General features: G+C 50.9%; 15 protein-coding genes. 13 read left to right on the top strand and 2 right to left on the bottom strand.

Annotated features, from left to right (window positions below):
* Positions 1-3: 3 nt before the first annotated feature.
* Positions 4-1,254, top strand: a complete 1,251-nt coding sequence (gene purD, locus ACFSUB_RS15585) for a phosphoribosylamine--glycine ligase (protein ID WP_380714187.1) — start codon at positions 4-6, stop codon at positions 1,252-1,254.
* Positions 1,255-1,520: 266 nt separating this feature from the next.
* Here the strand turns inward: purD and ACFSUB_RS15580 are convergent, their stop codons facing one another.
* The gene (locus ACFSUB_RS15580; protein WP_380714186.1) at positions 1,521-1,778 is read right to left on the bottom strand and encodes a YgaP family membrane protein; all 258 of its coding nucleotides are present in this window, start codon (positions 1,776-1,778) and stop codon (positions 1,521-1,523) included.
* A 155-nt stretch (positions 1,779-1,933) separates the two neighbouring features.
* Here ACFSUB_RS15580 and ACFSUB_RS15575 point away from each other — a divergent pair, with 155 nt between their 5' ends.
* From ACFSUB_RS15575 to gatB, 11 genes are all read left to right on the top strand, one after another.
* Positions 1,934-3,679, top strand: a complete 1,746-nt coding sequence (locus tag ACFSUB_RS15575; protein WP_380714185.1) for an adenine deaminase C-terminal domain-containing protein — start codon at positions 1,934-1,936, stop codon at positions 3,677-3,679.
* Between the two features lie 49 nt (positions 3,680-3,728).
* Positions 3,729-4,829, top strand: a complete 1,101-nt coding sequence (locus tag ACFSUB_RS15570) for a DUF3048 domain-containing protein (RefSeq protein WP_380714184.1) — start codon at positions 3,729-3,731, stop codon at positions 4,827-4,829.
* 54 nt (positions 4,830-4,883) lie between these two features.
* Complete coding sequence (locus ACFSUB_RS15565; protein ID WP_090927364.1) at positions 4,884-5,198, top strand: YerC/YecD family TrpR-related protein; 315 nt, start codon at positions 4,884-4,886, stop codon at positions 5,196-5,198.
* A 110-nt stretch (positions 5,199-5,308) separates the two neighbouring features.
* Entirely contained in the window at positions 5,309-6,376 is a 1,068-nt protein-coding gene (locus ACFSUB_RS15560; protein ID WP_380714183.1) for a hypothetical protein, read from the top strand.
* 101 nt (positions 6,377-6,477) lie between these two features.
* On the top strand, positions 6,478-7,191 hold the full coding sequence (locus ACFSUB_RS15555) for a heptaprenylglyceryl phosphate synthase (protein ID WP_380714182.1): 714 nt from the start codon (positions 6,478-6,480) through the stop codon (positions 7,189-7,191).
* A gap of 63 nt (positions 7,192-7,254) precedes the next feature.
* Positions 7,255-9,462 carry a DNA helicase PcrA gene (gene pcrA / locus ACFSUB_RS15550; protein ID WP_380714268.1) on the top strand — a complete coding sequence of 736 codons (2,208 nt, stop codon included), beginning with the start codon at positions 7,255-7,257 and terminating at the stop codon, positions 9,460-9,462.
* 21 nt (positions 9,463-9,483) lie between these two features.
* Positions 9,484-11,487 (top strand): NAD-dependent DNA ligase LigA, encoded by a 2,004-nt coding sequence (ligA, locus tag ACFSUB_RS15545; RefSeq protein WP_380714181.1) that lies wholly within the window; start codon positions 9,484-9,486, stop codon positions 11,485-11,487.
* A 102-nt stretch (positions 11,488-11,589) separates the two neighbouring features.
* On the top strand, positions 11,590-12,771 hold the full coding sequence (locus tag ACFSUB_RS15540; RefSeq protein ID WP_380714180.1) for a CamS family sex pheromone protein: 1,182 nt from the start codon (positions 11,590-11,592) through the stop codon (positions 12,769-12,771).
* An 89-nt stretch (positions 12,772-12,860) separates the two neighbouring features.
* Complete coding sequence (gatC, locus tag ACFSUB_RS15535; protein WP_380714179.1) at positions 12,861-13,151, top strand: Asp-tRNA(Asn)/Glu-tRNA(Gln) amidotransferase subunit GatC; 291 nt, start codon at positions 12,861-12,863, stop codon at positions 13,149-13,151.
* 16 nt (positions 13,152-13,167) lie between these two features.
* On the top strand, positions 13,168-14,625 hold the full coding sequence (gene gatA / locus ACFSUB_RS15530; RefSeq protein ID WP_380714178.1) for an Asp-tRNA(Asn)/Glu-tRNA(Gln) amidotransferase subunit GatA: 1,458 nt from the start codon (positions 13,168-13,170) through the stop codon (positions 14,623-14,625).
* A 13-nt stretch (positions 14,626-14,638) separates the two neighbouring features.
* The gene (gatB, locus tag ACFSUB_RS15525) at positions 14,639-16,075 is read left to right on the top strand and encodes an Asp-tRNA(Asn)/Glu-tRNA(Gln) amidotransferase subunit GatB (protein WP_380714177.1); all 1,437 of its coding nucleotides are present in this window, start codon (positions 14,639-14,641) and stop codon (positions 16,073-16,075) included.
* A gap of 240 nt (positions 16,076-16,315) precedes the next feature.
* Here gatB and ACFSUB_RS15520 read toward each other — a convergent pair whose 3' ends face one another.
* A complete protein-coding gene (locus ACFSUB_RS15520; protein WP_380714176.1) occupies positions 16,316-17,026 on the bottom strand; it encodes a metallophosphoesterase family protein in 711 nt (236 codons plus the stop codon).
* Positions 17,027-17,204: 178 nt separating this feature from the next.
* Between ACFSUB_RS15520 and ACFSUB_RS15515 the strand changes: the two genes are divergently transcribed.
* Positions 17,205-18,110 (top strand): diacylglycerol kinase, encoded by a 906-nt coding sequence (locus ACFSUB_RS15515; protein WP_380714175.1) that lies wholly within the window; start codon positions 17,205-17,207, stop codon positions 18,108-18,110.
* Positions 18,111-18,112 lie beyond the last annotated feature (2 nt).

The following is an 18,112-nucleotide window of genomic DNA, read 5'->3' as shown; positions in this document are numbered from 1 at the left end:
CTCATGAACGTGCTGATTGTCGGCGGCGGCGGGCGTGAACATGCGCTGGCCCGTGCGTTTGCAGAAAGCCCGGAGGTGGATACCGTGTACGCGGCACCGGGAAATGCGGGTATGAAACAGACGGCTGTATGTGTAGATGTAAACGAAGAGGATGCCGGCAGTCTCACGGCGTTCGCCGCAGAACACGATATCGGTCTGACGGTGGTGGGGCCGGAAGCCCCTCTTCTTAAGGGGATCGTCAATGCGTTTAAGGAAGCCGGACTTACCGTGTTCGGACCGACAAAGGAAGCGGCGGCCATTGAAGGCAGCAAGTCATTTGCGAAAGCATTTATGGAGCGTCACCGCATTCCGACCGGCACGTACAAGGTGACGTCGGATTATGACGAGGCGATTCGGCATGTGGACAACGAAGGTGTTCCGATTGTCATTAAAGCCGACGGTCTTGCTGCCGGCAAAGGAGTAACTGTTGCCTTCACAAAAGAAGAGGCAGACGCGGCGCTCCGCGACATACTGCTCGATGATAAATTCGGGGAAGCCGGGGCAAGTGTTGTGCTTGAGGAATACCTAGAGGGCGAAGAACTTTCGCTGATGGCGTTCGTGCACGGCACAACCGTTGTGCCGATGGTCGGAGCGCAGGATCATAAACGCGCCTTTGACGGCGATCAGGGACCGAACACAGGCGGTATGGGCGCTTACAGCCCGGTTCCGCAGTTCGATGGTTCAGACGTCGAGCGTGCGGTTCGTGATGTTTTGCAGCCGGCGGCAGACGGGCTTGCCGAGGAAGGACGTTCTTTCACCGGCATTCTGTACGCGGGACTGATGATGACCGGGGAGGGACCGAAAGTGGTGGAATTCAATGCCCGGTTCGGGGATCCGGAAGCCCAGGTCGTGCTGCCGCGTCTTGAATCAGATCTTGCAGCCGTCATAACAGAGCTGCTGGACGGCGGGCGTCCTTCTTTGAGCTGGTCCGGTGATGCGGTGCTCGGCGTTGTGGCTGCATCCAAAGGATATCCAGGTCCGTATGATAAAGGAGTGCCGATTGCAGACGTTCCCGACTCTGATCTGCTCTTTTTTGCCGGAGCCGGAGAAGAAAACGGCACGTACGTCACAGCCGGCGGCAGAGTCCTGCTGCTTGCTGAAAAAGCAGCCACGCTCCAAGAAGCTCAAACCGCTGTTTATGAGAAACTGAAAGGCTTGGATACGACCAATCTCTTCTACCGCACCGATATCGGTCGTAATGTTATCAAATACTAACGAAGCATCATCTGAAATCAAGAAAAAACGGAGACAGGGATAACATCCCGCTCCGTTTTTTCTATTGGTTTAAATGATTGATGCCGGGTTCGCCCGTTTTCGACAATAATTCGCTCGATTTATTGGTAATTCCGCCCGCTATCGACAACACTCCGCCCGCTTTCCTCTTGATTCCGCTCAAAAAACGCAAATATTTTTGTCAGATTATTTACGAAAACAGCATGAAATGCAGTTCTCATCTGTTAAAATCGTAACATCAGCTTGACTTATGATTCATGCATGTTATGATGTTCCGGTGTGTTTTCCGGGGAATGACTGCCGCCGGTGACCATGTCATAAAGTCTTATCGTTGGACAGAACCGGGTTATGCCTTCAGCGACCTTCATCGCACCAAGCACCATGCAGATCATATGATTGTCCGGATCCCTGCGCATCCGGGAAGAACGACTATTGGCCCAGGAGAGAAGTACAATACCGATAATGATGCGGCAGAATGCCTGAGCGGTACCTATATTAGGCTGCATCACGTGAACTCCTTTCTTTACGGAAAATTAAAATTCTTGTCACTTTCCTTTTATAGAGTAACGAGCTAAAACATGGTAGAATGAAAATATCCAGAATCAGATGGATAGATGAATACGATAACCAAAACTCGACAGACAGAAAGCAGGTGAAATGGTTGGCTGCACAGCAATTATTTCCTTGGGATAAAGAAACGCTCCGGCGCCATCTCTCCGTCCTGCGCGGCGAAAAGGCACCGAGCAAGGTGCTGCAGAATGCAACGTACTTAAGCAGCGCCCGTAAAGCCTGGCTTGAAGGGCACATCTGGATTTATGAAGACCGGATTGTATATGCGGGAAATGACTGGCCCGCCGTAACAACAGAAACCGAAATTGTAGATTGCAGCGGAAAATATGTCGTTCCCGGCTATATTGAACCGCATGCCCATCCGTTTCAGTTATATAATCCCCATACTCTGGCTGAATATGCATCCCTGCGTGGAACGACCACCCTGGTAAATGACAACATGTTTTTCTTTTTAAATATAGAGAAAGAGAAAGCGCTTACACTTATAGAGGACCTTAACCAACTGCCAACGTCCATGTTCTGGTGGGCGCGCTATGATGCGCAGACGGAACTCGAAGAAGAGGACTCGATTTTTTCTCCTTCACAGATGAAGGCGTGGCTCGAGCATCCACTCGTTCTTCAGGGCGGAGAGCTCACGGCCTGGCCGAAAGTGATGACCGGCGATGATACAGTTCTTCACTGGATGCAGTATACAAAAGAGCTGAACAAACCGATTGAAGGCCATCTGCCGGGTGCGTCCGCCCGTACCATCAATCAAATGGCGCTGCTCGGTGTGAGCGGCGACCACGAAGCCATGACCGGAGAAGAAGCACTGCGGCGTCTGGATGCAGGGATGACGACATCGCTCCGTTATTCTTCCATCCGGCCCGATCTTCCGGTGATTCTTGAAGAACTGCTGGAAGCAGGTGTCACCGACTTCAGTCGTTTCACATTCAACACCGACGGTTCGACACCGTCCTTTTACAAACAGGGTGTCATTGATAAAACGATCTCGATTGCACTGGAGAAAGGTGTACCGGAGATTGAAGCTTACGAGATGGGAAGCTACAACAATGCACGCCATTTCGGAATTGACGATGAAATCGGTATGATCGCACCCGGGCGCATTGCGCATCTAAACATTCTGGAAAGCCCGCAGAATCCGGTTCCGGAAGCTGTCCTGGCAAAAGGACGCTGGATCCTTAAAGATGGAGAAAATTATTACCCGCCGCGCGATTTCAAATGGTCCTCCTATGGGGTGCATCCATTCATGATCGACTGGCATCTGAATGAGGAAGACCTTCATTTTTCCATGCCTATGGGTATTGAACTCGTGAATTCGGTTATTCTGAAGCCGTATCAGATGACGATTGATGTAACGACCGAAGAGCTGAATGAAGACCATGATCAGTGCTTTTTTGTCATGCTTGACCGTTTCGGTAAATGGCGCATTAACACAGTGATAAAAGGATTCGGCACCAGCATCGGCGGATTTGCCACAACTTTTTCCAACACAGGTGACATTGTACTGATTGGTAAAAAGAAAAAAGATATGGTGAAGGCGTTCAATGAACTGAAAAACCATGACGGAGGGATGTTCCTCGTCGAAGATGAACAGGTTATTGAAAGCATTCCACTGAAACTGTTCGGCGCTATGTCTCTCGAGCCGATGGGTAATGTCATCGAACAGCATGAAAGAATGGACCAGGCTCTGAAAGAACGCGGTTATCCCCACGCGGATCCGGTGTACAGCATGCTCTTTTTCTCATCGACGCATCTGCCGTATATACGTATCACCCAGAAGGGAATCTTTGATGTACACAAAAAAACGGTACTCTTTCCTTCGATTATGCGCTGAGATGCGTTAGACTAAGAAGAAAAAGCATGAGAAGAAGGATGGAAATGACATGAAAAAAATGATGTGGAGCGGGTTGGCTGCGCTTGTTCTTACGGCGGGAGGGTGTACTTCCCAGGAAAGTTCAACAGCTCCCGCTGAAACCGGGACGTCTCATGAAGAAGAATCGGCGGCAGAAGAGGAAACGACCCCGGAGAAAGAGGAGGAACAAAAGGAGCCTGTGAAGGATCCGGAAGAAGAAGAGCCTTCGTATGAAGCGGTGGAACCGTTGACGGGGAAGGGGACAAACGAAGTTCCGGCGGCGCGTCCTCTTGCTGTCATGATAAATAATCATCCTGACGCGCGACCCCAGACGGGACTGACTGAAGCCGATATCGTCTACGAAGTATTGACCGAGGGTGAACTCACGAGATTTCTCGCGATTTACCAAAGCGGACACCCGGAGAAACTCGGACCGGTCCGTAGTGCGAGAGGGTATTTCATCGATCTTGCGGAAGGGTACGATGCAATGTATGTGGCTCACGGCTGGAGTCCGGAAGCAAAAAGAACGCTTCAGGGAGGCGCTGTTCCTTACCTGAACGGTCTCTTTCACGACGGGACGTTATTTCAGAGGTCGACACAAAGGCGGGCACCCCATAATTCGTACATAAGCTATGAGGATGCTCTCGGTGGACTGGAAAGCAAAGGGTACGAGCTGCAAAAAGACGTCCCTGCCAATTTTTACAGGGAAGAAGGGTTTTCTGCTGTTTCGGCTGATACGGCCGAAGACGTTTCCGTTTGGTACAGCGATAAATATGTTGTACAATTTTCATATAACCAAGAGGACGGAACGTATGAACGTTCCAGCGATAATACCGCGTTTGCAGGGGAAAATGCGGCAGAGCAGACAGAGGCATCCAATGTCTTGATCGTAGAAGCCCCCCACCGTGTCGTTGACAAAGCCGGGCGCAGGCAGATTAATCTGGCCGACGGCGGCTCCGGGTTGATGCTTCAGAATGGTGAAGCACTCGATGTCCAATGGAGAAACGAGGGAGGGAGGCTGCTTCCGTATAAAGACGGAGAAAAAGTTCCGTTTCAACCCGGCAAAACGTGGATTAATGTGATACCGGCCTCTGCGGGGCTGGAAGAAAGCGTAGAAGGCGTGGAATCGTAACGTTTTTTTACCAGAACCCGTTCAAGTATTTGCAGAAAACGAGGTGTAATCCCATTGCAGATTGATAAATTACGAGGAAATGAACTGGACCAGCTGTTCCGGGCCATTTTGTCTCTGCAAAGTGTAGAAGAATGCTATGAATTTTTTGATGATCTCTGCACCATTAATGAAATCCAGTCGCTCGCGCAGCGGCTGGAAGTGGCACGGATGCTGCAGCATGGTCATACCTACCACAAGATTGAAACAGAGACAGGGGCAAGTACGGCAACTATCTCCAGAGTGAAACGCTGCCTTAATTTTGGCAATGACAGCTACCAGCTGACTCTGGACCGAGTGCGTGAACAGGAAAAACAGGAAAAGGAGCAATAAAATGAACTGTCTTTCAAGGTGGATACGTCATCTTGAAGACAGTTTTTTTATGAAATAAAGATGGATAACGGTGAAAATCGGGAAAAGGAGGAGAAGGAGGGGAATATACAATGAAGGATTTTATGACGAACAGTGTACAGTCTTTTACAGATGAATTTGGACTGGACTGGTGCAGGAAGCATTTGCAGCAGGCTCTCGAATCGTTATATGGAGAAGGAAGAACAGATATCCTCCTGTTGATTGCCATGCTTGAAAACGGTACAGTCGATGAGATGAAAACGATAAACCTGAGGGACAGCGGCTGGTTGGCGGACTGGACGTCAATACAGTTCAGCACATATGAAGATTCGGAGGAACTGATTGTGTGGGCGCTGCATACCTGGATGACAGCCGTACGCAGGGAATCTATTTTTAATGAACCTGCTTCTCCGCTTGCCCCGCCGGTCATAGAGAATCCTGGTGTCCTGCAGAACGGTTCAGAAAAGCCCCAAGAGGATACTCCGCCGGCAGAGAGAGGCGTACTGGAGAAAGAAGACGTGGTGTCTCTTATGGAGCAGCCGGAACAATCAGGACGGTCCATGGCCGGAACAGAGGACGAGGCTGCAGAAAAGCCGCGAAAGCGACGCCGTCTGCTTCTCCCGGGTATGGGTATCACTTTAACCGCCGCCCTTCTTGCCATTATTTTTCTGGTGCCGGGGACCCCGTTTTCTGAATCATCCATCGAAAATGGTATGGTTCAAGGTAGTCTGACGGATGCAGACTGGATGGAATGGCTGACCAATGTAAAAAACGGAACCTATGGAAACGATCTTGTTCTGCCGCAATGTAATATCGTAGAAAAAGGAAAGCTGCTTGATACTGAACAACAGAACAAAGAACTGAACCTTGGAGAAGGCTGCTCCCGGTATACCGACTCCGGTGAGGTGTATGCAGCGGGACGCAGTACAGACGAGTGGGACCCGGCACTTGAAGACATCGAAAAAAACATAGGGAGCCCCGACCTTTTAAATGTAGACGCTAATGCAGAAGAAATCCGCGTCCTTTATCAACGCTCCCCGCACGATATTTTTCTCATCTTTTCCAATATCGATGACCGGGATGCTTTATCCTATATAGAAGTAGGAGACATTCAGATTTCGGAGGATGAACCGGCGGCACTGCTGGATTATCCAAGGTAGAAAAGGACAAAGCAGGGACGATCGGCCTTTTGAGGCAGGGCCTCGTTTTTGCTATAATTAGACGTTGGAAATGCAAGTAAGACGTAAGTGGAGGAGCAGCAATGCTTGACTATACAGAATGGCGTCATGTGTTCAAACTGGACCCGGCGCGCGAAATTGATGATACCTCTCTTGAGAAAATCTGCGAATCAGGAACCGATGCTGTCATTGTCGGAGGAAGTGACGATGTGACTCTGGACAACACGCTGGCCCTGTTATCGAAAGTCCGTCGGTACGCGGTGGCCTGCGCACTCGAAGTATCAACGCTTGAGGCTGTGACACCCGGCTTTGATTACTTTTTGATCCCGACCGTCCTGAACGCCGGCGATACCCGCTGGGTGACCGGGCTTCATCATCAGGCACTGAAAGACTACGGCATGCTCATGGACTGGGAGACCATCCTGGCGGAAGGATACTGCATCCTGAATCCCGACGCCAAAGCCGCGGCGTTAACCGAAGCGGATACTTCTTTTGATGAGGAAGATGTCCAGGCGGCTGCACTGATGGCCGACCGCCTTTTTCATCTGCCTGTGTTTTATCTGGAATACAGCGGTATGTACGGAGATCCGGCAGTCGTGAAAGCGGCGGCTGACAACCTCGAGCAGGCACGCCTGTTTTACGGGGGGGGCATCCGCACAGCGGAAGAGGCCCGTGAAATGGCAGCTATTGCCGACACCGTCGTTGTAGGAAATATCGTATATGAAAACCTGAACAAAGCACTGTCTACCGTAAAAGCTGTCAAAAATAGTAGCGGAAATGAACGAAATAACGTATAATGAAAGAATCGAACATACGTTTCATAGGTGGTGGAAGGATTGCAACGACAAATCGTGGAAAAAATGCTTAACGGAATGAATCCCGAGCAGCGGGAAGCGGTCCAGCATACCGAAGGACCGCTGTTGATCATGGCAGGTGCGGGAAGCGGGAAGACAAGAGTGCTGACCCACCGGATGGCTTACCTTATCCGGGAAAAAGGGGTGCCTCCTTTTTCGATTCTTGCGATCACCTTTACAAACAAGGCAGCCCGTGAGATGAAAGAACGGGCATCTGAACTTGTCGGACCGGCGGCTGAGGACATCTGGATGTCTACATTCCACTCGATGTGTGTGCGGATTCTGCGGCGCGATATCGACCGCATCGGTTTTAACCGTAATTTTTCGATACTCGATGGATCCGATCAGCTGTCTGTCATCAAACAGATTCTGAAAGACCAGAATATCGACTCGAAAAAATTCGACCCGCGCGGCATGCTTGGAATGATTTCTTCGTCGAAAAACGTGCTCGAACCGCCGAAAAAGTTTGCAGAGCGGGCCGAGGGGCCGTTTGAGGAGACGGCAGCGGATGTTTATAAAGAATACCAGCGGCGTCTTGGCTCCAACCACGCCCTTGATTTTGATGATTTGATCATGAAGACCATTCAGCTGTTCCGTCAGGTTCCGGAAGTGTTGCAGTTTTACCAGCGCAAGTTTCAGTATATTCACGTGGACGAGTACCAGGACACGAACCGGGCGCAGTATGTGCTCGTCAATCTGCTTGCCGAAAAGAACCGTAACATCTGCGTTGTCGGCGATTCCGATCAGTCGATTTACAAGTGGCGCGGAGCCGATATTCAAAACATCCTGTCTTTTGAACAGGACTATGAAGAAGCGCGTTCGATTATACTCGAACAGAATTACCGGTCGACGCAGACGATTTTGAAAGCGGCCAATAATGTTATCCAGAACAACATGGGGCGCAAGCCGAAGAAACTTTGGACTGAAAATGACGACGGGGCCCGTATTCATTACTTCTGCGGCGCCGATGAACGTGAAGAATCGGCCTATATCGTGGAACGCATCAAAGAAGCTGTGCAGAGCGGCCGGTTTGATTATTCCGATGCCGCTGTGCTGTACCGGACGAATGCCCAGTCCCGGATTATTGAGGAAATGTTTCTCAAATCCAATGTGAACTATAATATGATCGGCGGCACGAAGTTCTATGACCGGAAAGAAATCAAGGATGTGCTGGCGTATCTCAGACTTGTTGCGAATCCGAATGATGACATCAGCCTCCGGCGCATTATTAATGTCCCAAAACGCGGACTCGGGGCTGCAACCGTGGATAAAATCGGCGCGTATGCGGATGCCCAGGATATTTCCATGTTTGCGGCCCTTCAGGAAGCGGATCAGATTGGTCTCAGCCCCCGCCCGGTGAAGAAGCTGGAGGCCTTTGCCGAACAGCTCGGGCACTGGATTCAGATGCAGGAATACTTAAGCGTGACAGAGCTTGTGGAAGAACTTCTTGAGAAGACGGGGTACCGTGATTCTCTTAAAGAGGACAAGTCGCTGGAGGCGCAGAGCCGCCTTGAGAACATCGATGAATTCCTGTCCGTGACAAAGGATTTTGAGAAGAAAAATGACGATGTCTCTCTTATCGCGTTTTTGACGGACCTGGCGCTTGTTGCTGATATGAACCAGGATGAGGAGGATGAAGAAAGCGCGGTCACGATGATGACGCTTCACTCCGCCAAGGGGCTGGAGTTCCCGCTCGTTTTTCTTGTCGGCATGGAAGAAGGCATCTTTCCCCACAGCCGTTCTCTGTTTGAACAGGAGGAAATGGAAGAAGAACGCCGCCTTGCCTATGTCGGGATTACAAGAGCTGAACAGGAGCTCCATCTGACGCATTCGAACATGCGCCAGCTGTACGGACGCACCCAGGTAAACCCGATGTCCCGGTTTATCGAAGAGCTTCCTGAAGATGTCATCGACCGGGAGAAAGAAGACAAACCCGACTGGATGAACAGCGGCGGGCAGAGTAAGAGTGATTCTCCGTTTGAACGCCGCAGACAGGCTGCTGTTTCCCCTTCGAAAGGACGCTCTATTTCAGCGGAAGGCGGCGGAAACCAGTATGACTGGAAAGTCGGGGACAAAGCCGAACACGGAAAATGGGGGACCGGCACGGTAGTCAGCCTCCACGGTGAAGGAGAAGACGTCGAGCTTGATATCGCATTTCCGACAGAGGGAGTAAAACGTCTGTACGCCAAATTCGCTCCGATTACAAAAGTGTAGCAGGCAGAAAGGAAGAAAGAGATGGATCAAGCAAAAGCCGAAGAACGTGTCAACGAACTCCGGGAGCGTCTTGAGACATACGGATACCATTATTACGTGCTGGACGATCCGATTGTTCCGGATGCCGAATACGATGAAAAGCTTTCGGAACTGCTGGAACTCGAGCAGCAGTTCCCGGAACTTCAGAGCGGCGATTCTCCGACAGTGCGGATCGGCGGGAAACCGCTCGATGCGTTTGTCAAAGTACAGCACAGCATCCCGATGATGAGTCTGGGGAATGCTTTTCATGAACAGGATCTCCGTGACTTTGACCGCCGCGCCCGGCAGGGAACCGGTGAATCCCTGGACTACGTGTGTGAGTTGAAAATCGACGGTCTCGCTGTATCATTAACCTATGAAAACGGGCGCTTTGTGCGGGGGGCTACAAGAGGGGACGGAACGACCGGTGAAGACATTACAAACAACTTAAAAACGGTGGGTTCCATCCCGCTTCGGTTACATAGCGCCGTCGATATTGAAGTGCGCGGAGAAGTGTTTATGCCGAAACGGTCGTTTGAACGTCTGAATGAAGCGAAAGAACAAACCGGTGAAGCGGTATTTGCGAATCCGAGAAACGCTGCCGCCGGTTCGCTTCGTCAGCTCGACCCGAAAATCGCAGCCAACCGGAATCTTGATATCTTCACCTACGCCATCGGCAATGACGGGGAGATGAACACAGAGACTCATTACGAAGCGGTGCGGTATATGACGGATCTGGGTTTTAAGACAAATCCAAAAAGCAGCTGGTGCCGGGATATCGAAGAAGTGATTGAATTTGTGAACGGGTGGGTGGAACACCGGAACTCCCTCCCGTACGAGGTGGACGGTATTGTCGTGAAGGTAAACAGTCTAAAACAGCAGGAGACGCTCGGATTCACGGCGAAAAGTCCGCGCTGGGCGATTGCCTACAAGTTTCCGGCCGAAGAGAAAGTGACCCGGCTCCGGGATATTATTTTATCTGTCGGCCGTACCGGGGCTGTCACGCCGACAGCTGTTCTCGACGCAGTGCAGGTAGCGGGCACGACTGTACAGCGCGCTTCCCTGCACAACGAAGACCTGATCCGCGAGAAGGATATTAAAATCGGGGATCAGGTGATTGTGAAAAAAGCGGGGGATATCATTCCGGAGATTGTGCGGGTGCTGGATGACCTGCGCGACGGAACCGAAGAGGAATTTTCCATGCCCTCGACCTGCCCGGCCTGCGGCAGTGAGCTCGTTCATCTCGAAGAAGAGGTTGCGCTGCGCTGTATTAATCCGCAGTGTCCGGCCCAGATCCAGGAAGAGCTCATTCATTTTGTGTCACGCAATGCCATGGACATTGACGGACTCGGTGAAAAAGTGATCCAGCAGCTCTTCAGCCATCAGCTTGTCACCGGGATTGCCGATCTGTACAAATTGCAGCCGGAGGAACTGCTGAAGCTGGAACGGATGGGGGACAAATCTGTTCAGAATCTGCTGGAGGCAGTAGAAGCGTCTAAAGCTAATTCGCTGGAAAAGCTTGTGTTCGGCCTGGGTATCCGCTTTGTTGGAGCGAAAGCAGCCCGCACACTCGCTGAAGAATTCCGCACGATGGATAATCTGCGCAGCGCGGAAACGGAGGACCTGCTTGCCGTCAATGAAATAGGGAACAAAATGGCCGAAGCTGTTGTCCGTTACTTTGAAATGGCGGAAGTGAATGCACTGGTGGACGAACTGCAGCGTCTCGGGCTGAATATGGAGTATAAAGGGCCGGTAAAAGAAGACGTCACCGGTGATTCTCCGCTCAACGGCAAAACGGTTGTACTCACAGGGACAATGCAGCAGCTCACCCGCAGCGAAGCCAAAGAAAAAATAGAGGCGCTCGGCGGCAAAGTGACCGGCAGCGTCAGCCGCAGCACTGATATTGTGGTGGCCGGGGAAGATGCCGGATCCAAGCGGACGAAAGCCGAAGAACTTGGAGTGGTCATTTGGGACGAAGACACTTTTTTGAGAGAAGCTGGTTCCTGACTCCTTTTTTCCGTAAAAAGCGGGCGATGGATAAACGTGTCATCATCATGTAAGATGGAAACCGGAACGATACAATGTTCGGATGAATGAGGAGATGGGAGAATGTGGAGAAAAACCGGGGTTCTGACGGCTGCCTCGTTTCTTCTGCTGACCGGGTGTATTCCGGGCCTGCAGCAGGATCAGCAGGAAGAAGGGGTGGACACAGAAGAGAACGAACAGACGACAGAAGAAGATGCAGTGGAAGTCAGTCCGGAAGTCCCCAGTCTTGATAATTATTACCGCAGTGTACTGCAGGACGGAGAATATATAAGCGGCGCGGCGCGGACATTTCACCGGGACGTCATGTACAACCGGATGGATCTTGAACGGATGTCAGTCGGCATGCAGGAACTGGCTGCCGGCGAATTCAGCCAGGAAAATTATTTCTTCCGTGCCGGTCAGCTCATTTCAAGCAGTGAACTGAACAGCTGGCTGATGCGGCAGTCTGAAGATAATGAGGCCGGACTTAACCCGCCGCTTGCGGATGCTGATAATTTTGAAGAACGGGAAAGAAACAACCCGCGCCCGTTGTCCAACATTATTGAACATAATTATATGGTCGAAAATGACAACGGAAACCTGCAGCTCGGAGGCATGGTTATCGGACTTTCGATGAACAACCTCTATTATTTCAGGCAGGAAAATGATGATGGAACCTACGGCCCGTGGCTCAGTGAATCCATCAGCAGACAAGAAAGCATGCAGGCAGCGAAAGAGACGGCCTCCCGGATTCTCGAAAGGCTGCGGAGTGAAGACAGAGAAAACGGCGCCCTTCAGGACATCCCGATTATGTTCACCATCTTCCGTGAAGCCCCGCGTGATGCAGCTGTTCCGGGCAATTTCATTGCAACAGGAACCGCGGCACCCGGAGAAGGAGTGAACAACTGGCAGAATTTGAATGAAGATTACGTGCTGTTTCCTTCTACCGATGCAAGCGATAATCACCGCAGTGATGCGGAAGCATTTAATCAGTTCAGGGATGAAGTAAACACCTTTTTCGAGAATTTTGTCGGTGTTGTCGGTGAAGGGTACTACCAGAATGATGAGTGGCGGGAGCTTACAGTGGACATCCCCATCACGTTTTACAGTGAAACGGAAGTTATAGCCTTCACCCAGCACGTTACCGATAAAGTGGAGCAGCATTTTCCGAATCTGGATGTCGAAGTCCGGATACGCTCCTCGCAGGGACAGGAGGCTCTTGTGGTGAAAGATGCAGGAGAAGAATCCTATACTCATGTTTATTAAAGGAGAAAGCGGGCATGCGTTGCCCGTTGCTGCCTTATTTGGTATCATCTAGGTATTGTGAAGATTTGTTTTAGCGGAGGTGACAGATCATGGAACGGATTTCAAAAGATCAGGTCAGGCATGTGGCGCATCTGGCAAGACTCTCTATAACGGATGAGGAAGTGGATACATTTACCGAACAGCTTGATAATATTATCGAATTTGCCGAGCAGTTGAATGAACTGGATACGGACGATGTGGAACCGACGACCCACGTTCTCGATATTCATAACGTGCTGCGCAAAGATGAAAAACGTCCGTCTCTCGACCGGGAAGAAGCGTTGAAGAACGCGCCGGATCAAGAAGACGGGCAGGTGAAAGTACCATCGGTGTTAGAGTAAAGGAGGGACAAACAGAATGTCGATACTTGAAGAAAGCTTTTCCGGGATACATAAAAAGCTTCATAATAAAGAACTGAAAGTATCCGAACTCGTTGATGCATCATTTTCCCGCATCAAAGAGGTGGATGACAACGTTCAGGCGTTTCTCACCCTGAATGAAGAAGCAGCCAGAAACCAGGCGGCGAAGATGGACGAGGCGCTCGAAACAGATAGCACGCGTGGGCTGCTGTTCGGCCTTCCCGCCGGCATTAAGGACAACATTGTTACAAATGGGCTCCGCACGACCGCCGCGAGCCGGCTCCTGGCAAACTTTGATCCGGTGCACAATGCAACCGTCATGGACGGCCTGGAAGAGGCGGACGCTCTCACGATAGGAAAATTGAATATGGACGAATTTGCCATGGGATCGTCTAACGAGAACTCCGGATTTTACAGCGCCCGCAACCCGTGGAACACTGATTATGTTCCGGGCGGATCAAGCGGCGGCGCAGCTGCGTCCGTTGCAGCAGGAGAAGTAAGCTTTTCCCTTGGTTCCGATACGGGCGGTTCGATCCGGCAGCCGGCATCCTACTGCGGCGTGGTTGGATTGAAACCAACGTACGGCCGTGTTTCCCGTTACGGACTGATTGCTTTTGCGTCCTCACTCGATCAGATTGGACCACTGACCAAAAACGTGGAAGACAATGCGCTCGTTCTCGGGCAGATTGCCGGACACGACCGCAAAGATTCCACGTCTGCTGATGTTGGTATTTCGGATTATCTGTCGTCGCTCACCGGCGATGTGAAAGGCATGAAAATTGCTGTTCCGAAAGAATACCTTGGCGAAGGGGTGCATGAAGGGGTCCGGAACCGGGTGCTTGAAGCACTGAAGGTTCTCGAACAGCAAGGCGCAGAGTGGGAAGAAGTTTCCCTGCCGCACTCGCAGTACGCGGTGGCAGCTTATTATCTGCTCGCCTCTTCTGAAGCATCCGCAAACCTCGCCCGCTTTGACGGTGTCCGTTACGGCGTGCGCGCCGAAAATGCGGACAACCTGATTGATATGTACAAAGAGACGAGAAGCCAAGGGTTCGGAGACGAAGTAAAACGCCGGATAATGCTTGGCACGTTTGCGCTCAGCTCCGGCTATTACGATGCGTACTACAAGAAAGCCCAGAAAGTCCGTACCCTTATCAAACGTGACTTTGATCAGATTCTGGAGAAATACGACGTGATTGTCGGACCAACCGCACCGACCACCGCCTTTAAAATCGGGGAAAAAGTGAACGACCCGCTCACGATGTACGCCAATGACATTCTCACGATTCCGGTTAACCTTGCCGGAGTGCCTGCCATTTCTGTGCCGTGCGGTTTCTCTGAAGGACTGCCGGTCGGACTGCAGATTATTTCACGACCGTTTGAAGAAAGCACCGTTTACCGCGCCGCTCATGCTTACGAGCAGGCAGCCGGACATTATAAAGCCAAGCCGGAATTGTAAGGGGGGATATACGATGAAATTTGATACCGTCATCGGCCTGGAAGTCCATGCCGAACTGAAAACCGATACGAAAATTTTCTGTAACTGTTCGACGGAATTCGGGGCACCGGCAAACACGCACACGTGCCCGGTCTGTCTCGGCCATCCCGGGGTGCTCCCGGTTTTAAACCAGCGCGCTGTGGAATACGCCATGAAAGCCTCACTCGCTTTGAACTGTGACATCGCAGGGGAAACGAAGTTCGACCGCAAAAACTACTTTTATCCCGACAGTCCGAAAGCCTACCAGATTTCACAGTTTGATAAGCCGATCGGTGAAAATGGATCGCTTGAAATCGAGGTGGACGGCTATAAAAAGAATATCGGCATTACCCGGATCCATATGGAAGAGGATGCCGGCAAACTGACACACGACGATTACGACGACCACAGTCTCGTTGATTTCAACCGTGTCGGCACGCCGCTGATTGAAATTGTATCCGAACCGGACATTGAAACACCGGAAGAAGCGTATGCCTACCTGGAAAAGCTGAAAGCCGTACTTCAGTATACGGAAGTATCCGACTGCAAGATGGAAGAAGGCTCTCTCCGCTGTGATGCGAACATTTCGCTGAAACCGGCGGGGCAGGAAGAGTTCGGAACGAAAACGGAGCTCAAAAACCTGAACTCCTTCACAAACGTTCACAAAGGTCTGGCTTATGAAGAGAAGCGCCAGGAACAGGAACTGCTCTCCGGCGGTGAAATTCTTCAGGAAACCCGCCGCTGGGATGACGCGAAGAAAGAGACGACGTTGATGCGTGTGAAGGAAGGATCCGACGACTACCGTTACTTCCCGGAACCGGACCTTGTGACTCTTTACGTCAATGAAGACTGGAAAAACAGCATTAAAGCGACTATTCCGGAACTTCCGGATGCCCGCCGCGAACGTTATATGGAAGAATTTGACCTTCCGGCGTACGACGCAGGAGTGCTTACGCAGTCGAAGAACATGGCGGATTTCTTCCAGGATGCTATCGATGAAGGCGCCGACGCCAAGCAGGCTGCCAATTGGCTGATGGGGGATGTCAATGGATACCTGAATTCCCATGACATGGAGCTTGCCGCTACAGAGCTCAGCCCTGCCTCTCTTGCCAAACTGGTCACCCTGATTGATAAAGGAACCATTTCCAGTAAAATCGCCAAAACCGTCTTTACCGATCTCATGGAAGAAGGCGGCGATCCGGAACAGATTGTGCAGGACAAAGGGCTTGTTCAGATTTCGGACGAAGGCGAACTGAAACAGATTGTGGACAAGATTCTTGAGAACAATCCACAGTCCATTGAAGACTATAAGAACGGGAAGGACAAAGCCATCGGTTTCCTCGTCGGCCAGGTGATGAAAGAAACGAAAGGCAAAGCCAACCCGCAGATGGTTAACCAATTGATTATGGAAGGCATGGGCATGGATGCCTGATAGACAAAAAGCTGCTTTCTCCCTTTAGACGGAGGGAAAGCAGCTTTTTTTACCCAGGTTGGATGTTTTACGGACGGTCCAGGAAACGTCTTGTCCATTATCTGCAGATTACAGACAAAAGGAAGCGTCATCAAGAGCAAAGTGGCTGTAATCCGTATATAAGAGACACTTTTTCACCAAAAAGATGAAAAAGTGTCTCCAACTGTGGTATAAAGGACATATGACGACCGATTCTGTCCTTTACCCCTGCACCGGCTCTGATACAACGTTGTAACTGCCGTTTTCGTAGAGCAGGGCATTCAGCTGCATGTTGAACCCGGCTCCGCCGTCAATGCCGATTTTATCGGACTGAAACCACGGTCCGGCGTTATCGTGCAGGGTCGGGGTTGGTGTATGTCCGAAAATGACCGTTTTTCCCGCACCGTGTGTTTTTTCGAGGAAAGGCGACCGGATCCAGACGAAAGTGTGCGGCTCTGATTCTTTCCAGTCCTCGGCAGATGGATCAATTCCGGCATGGACGAGAATATGTTCGGACGTTTCTTCAAACCGCTGCAGATTTTCCATGAAATCGAGGTGCTCCGGAAAATCCCGGCGGATGGCGTGAATGATTTCATCAAGCGGACTGTCCACGAGGTCCTCTCCGAGGTAGCTTTGCAGCGTGCTCTCCCCGCCGTTTTCCATCCACAGGGAAAACCCGCCTGTATCTTCGTTTTGAAACGCCTGCAGCATCATGACTTCGTGATTGCCAAGAAGGCAGGTGATATCGGCACCATCCTGCTCCTTGAGCTCCATAACATAGCGGATAACATCAAACGACTGTGGTCCGCGGTCTATAAAATCCCCAAGCAGAAAAAGACGGTCCTGCTCCGGCTGATAATCGATACGGTTCAACAGAGATACAAATGTTTCAAACTGTCCATGAATATCAGAAATGTAAATATCCCGTGTCAATGATAGTCCTCCCTCACAAATGTCTTTCCTGTATGATTCCCATTTTTTCCACAGTAGAAACGAAGAGATGCCTGTCGTTCCCTTGATCTTCCAAACCAGGTGATGTTCTCGTCAGAAGCGTTACTTTCCTGTAAGATAGAAGAAAGAAGAATTTTAATAATAACTTAGGAGAAACGCCATGAAGCAAGCACGAGTAATTTATAACCCTACCGCTGGAAGAGAACAGATGAAAAAGCAGCTGCCCTACATCCTCGACCGTCTGGAGCAGGCGGGGTATGAAACATCTGCCCACCAGACAAAACATGAAAGTGATGCACGAGCCGAAGCAGCGCGCGCAGCGGAGCGTGGATTTGACGTTGTAGTGGCTGCTGGAGGAGACGGTACCATCTTTGAGGTTGTAAACGGCCTGGCCGAGCAGAAGAAACGGCCGAAGCTCGGTATTATTCCGGCCGGTACTACCAATGATCTTGCCCGGGCACTTGGCATCCAGCGCAACGATATCGCCGGAGTGTGCGATATTATAAGCGGGGGGCACAGTGAACCGATTGACATCGGCCGGGTAAACGGCCAGTACTTCATCAATATAGCAGCCGGCGGAAAATTGACGGAGCTGACCTATGACACCCCCAGCAAACTGAAGACAACACTTGGTCATTTTGCTTACTATGTCAAAGGGTTTGAGAAGCTTCGCTTTCTGAGGCCGAAGTTGGCACAGATTGAATACGACGGGAAATGGTTTGAAGGGGAAATCATGTTGTTTCTAATTGCCAACACGAACTCCGTCGGCGGATTTGAGAAGCTTGTTCCGGAGGCGAGTTATAACGACGGCATGTTTGATATGATTATCATCACGAAAACGACCATCCCGGAATTAATCCGGATCGGCACGCAGGCACTAAACGGGGAACACCTGCAGCACGAAAAATTAATGTACGTGCAGGCCAACCGGGTGAAAATTCATGTGGAAGGGGATATGGAACTGAACCTGGACGGCGAGTACGGCGGAGAGCTTCCCGGCGAGTTCGTCAACCTCCACCAGCACCTCCATCTGTTCTGCCCGGAAGAAAGTACGGCGGAAGAATGAAA

The sequence above is a fragment of the Salibacterium lacus genome, assembly GCF_042684865.1.
Taxonomy (GTDB): domain Bacteria; phylum Bacillota; class Bacilli; order Bacillales; family Marinococcaceae; genus Salibacterium; species Salibacterium lacus.
The sequence above is the reverse complement of the archived record's forward strand: the minus strand, read 5'-3'. Positions and strand labels throughout refer to the sequence as shown.

Coding starts and splice junctions, on each gene's coding strand:
- ACFSUB_RS15515 (WP_380714175.1), top strand. CDS start 17,205: ATGAAGCAAGCACGAGTAATTTATAACCCTACCGCTGGAAGAGAACAG.
- ligA (WP_380714181.1), top strand. CDS start 9,484: ATGGATCAAGCAAAAGCCGAAGAACGTGTCAACGAACTCCGGGAGCGT.
- ACFSUB_RS15580 (WP_380714186.1), bottom strand. CDS start 1,778: ATGCAGCCTAATATAGGTACCGCTCAGGCATTCTGCCGCATCATTATC.
- ACFSUB_RS15560 (WP_380714183.1), top strand. CDS start 5,309: ATGAAGGATTTTATGACGAACAGTGTACAGTCTTTTACAGATGAATTT.
- pcrA (WP_380714268.1), top strand. CDS start 7,255: ATGCTTAACGGAATGAATCCCGAGCAGCGGGAAGCGGTCCAGCATACC.
- gatC (WP_380714179.1), top strand. CDS start 12,861: ATGGAACGGATTTCAAAAGATCAGGTCAGGCATGTGGCGCATCTGGCA.
- gatB (WP_380714177.1), top strand. CDS start 14,639: ATGAAATTTGATACCGTCATCGGCCTGGAAGTCCATGCCGAACTGAAA.
- ACFSUB_RS15540 (WP_380714180.1), top strand. CDS start 11,590: ATGTGGAGAAAAACCGGGGTTCTGACGGCTGCCTCGTTTCTTCTGCTG.
- purD (WP_380714187.1), top strand. CDS start 4: ATGAACGTGCTGATTGTCGGCGGCGGCGGGCGTGAACATGCGCTGGCC.
- ACFSUB_RS15555 (WP_380714182.1), top strand. CDS start 6,478: ATGCTTGACTATACAGAATGGCGTCATGTGTTCAAACTGGACCCGGCG.
- gatA (WP_380714178.1), top strand. CDS start 13,168: ATGTCGATACTTGAAGAAAGCTTTTCCGGGATACATAAAAAGCTTCAT.
- ACFSUB_RS15570 (WP_380714184.1), top strand. CDS start 3,729: ATGAAAAAAATGATGTGGAGCGGGTTGGCTGCGCTTGTTCTTACGGCG.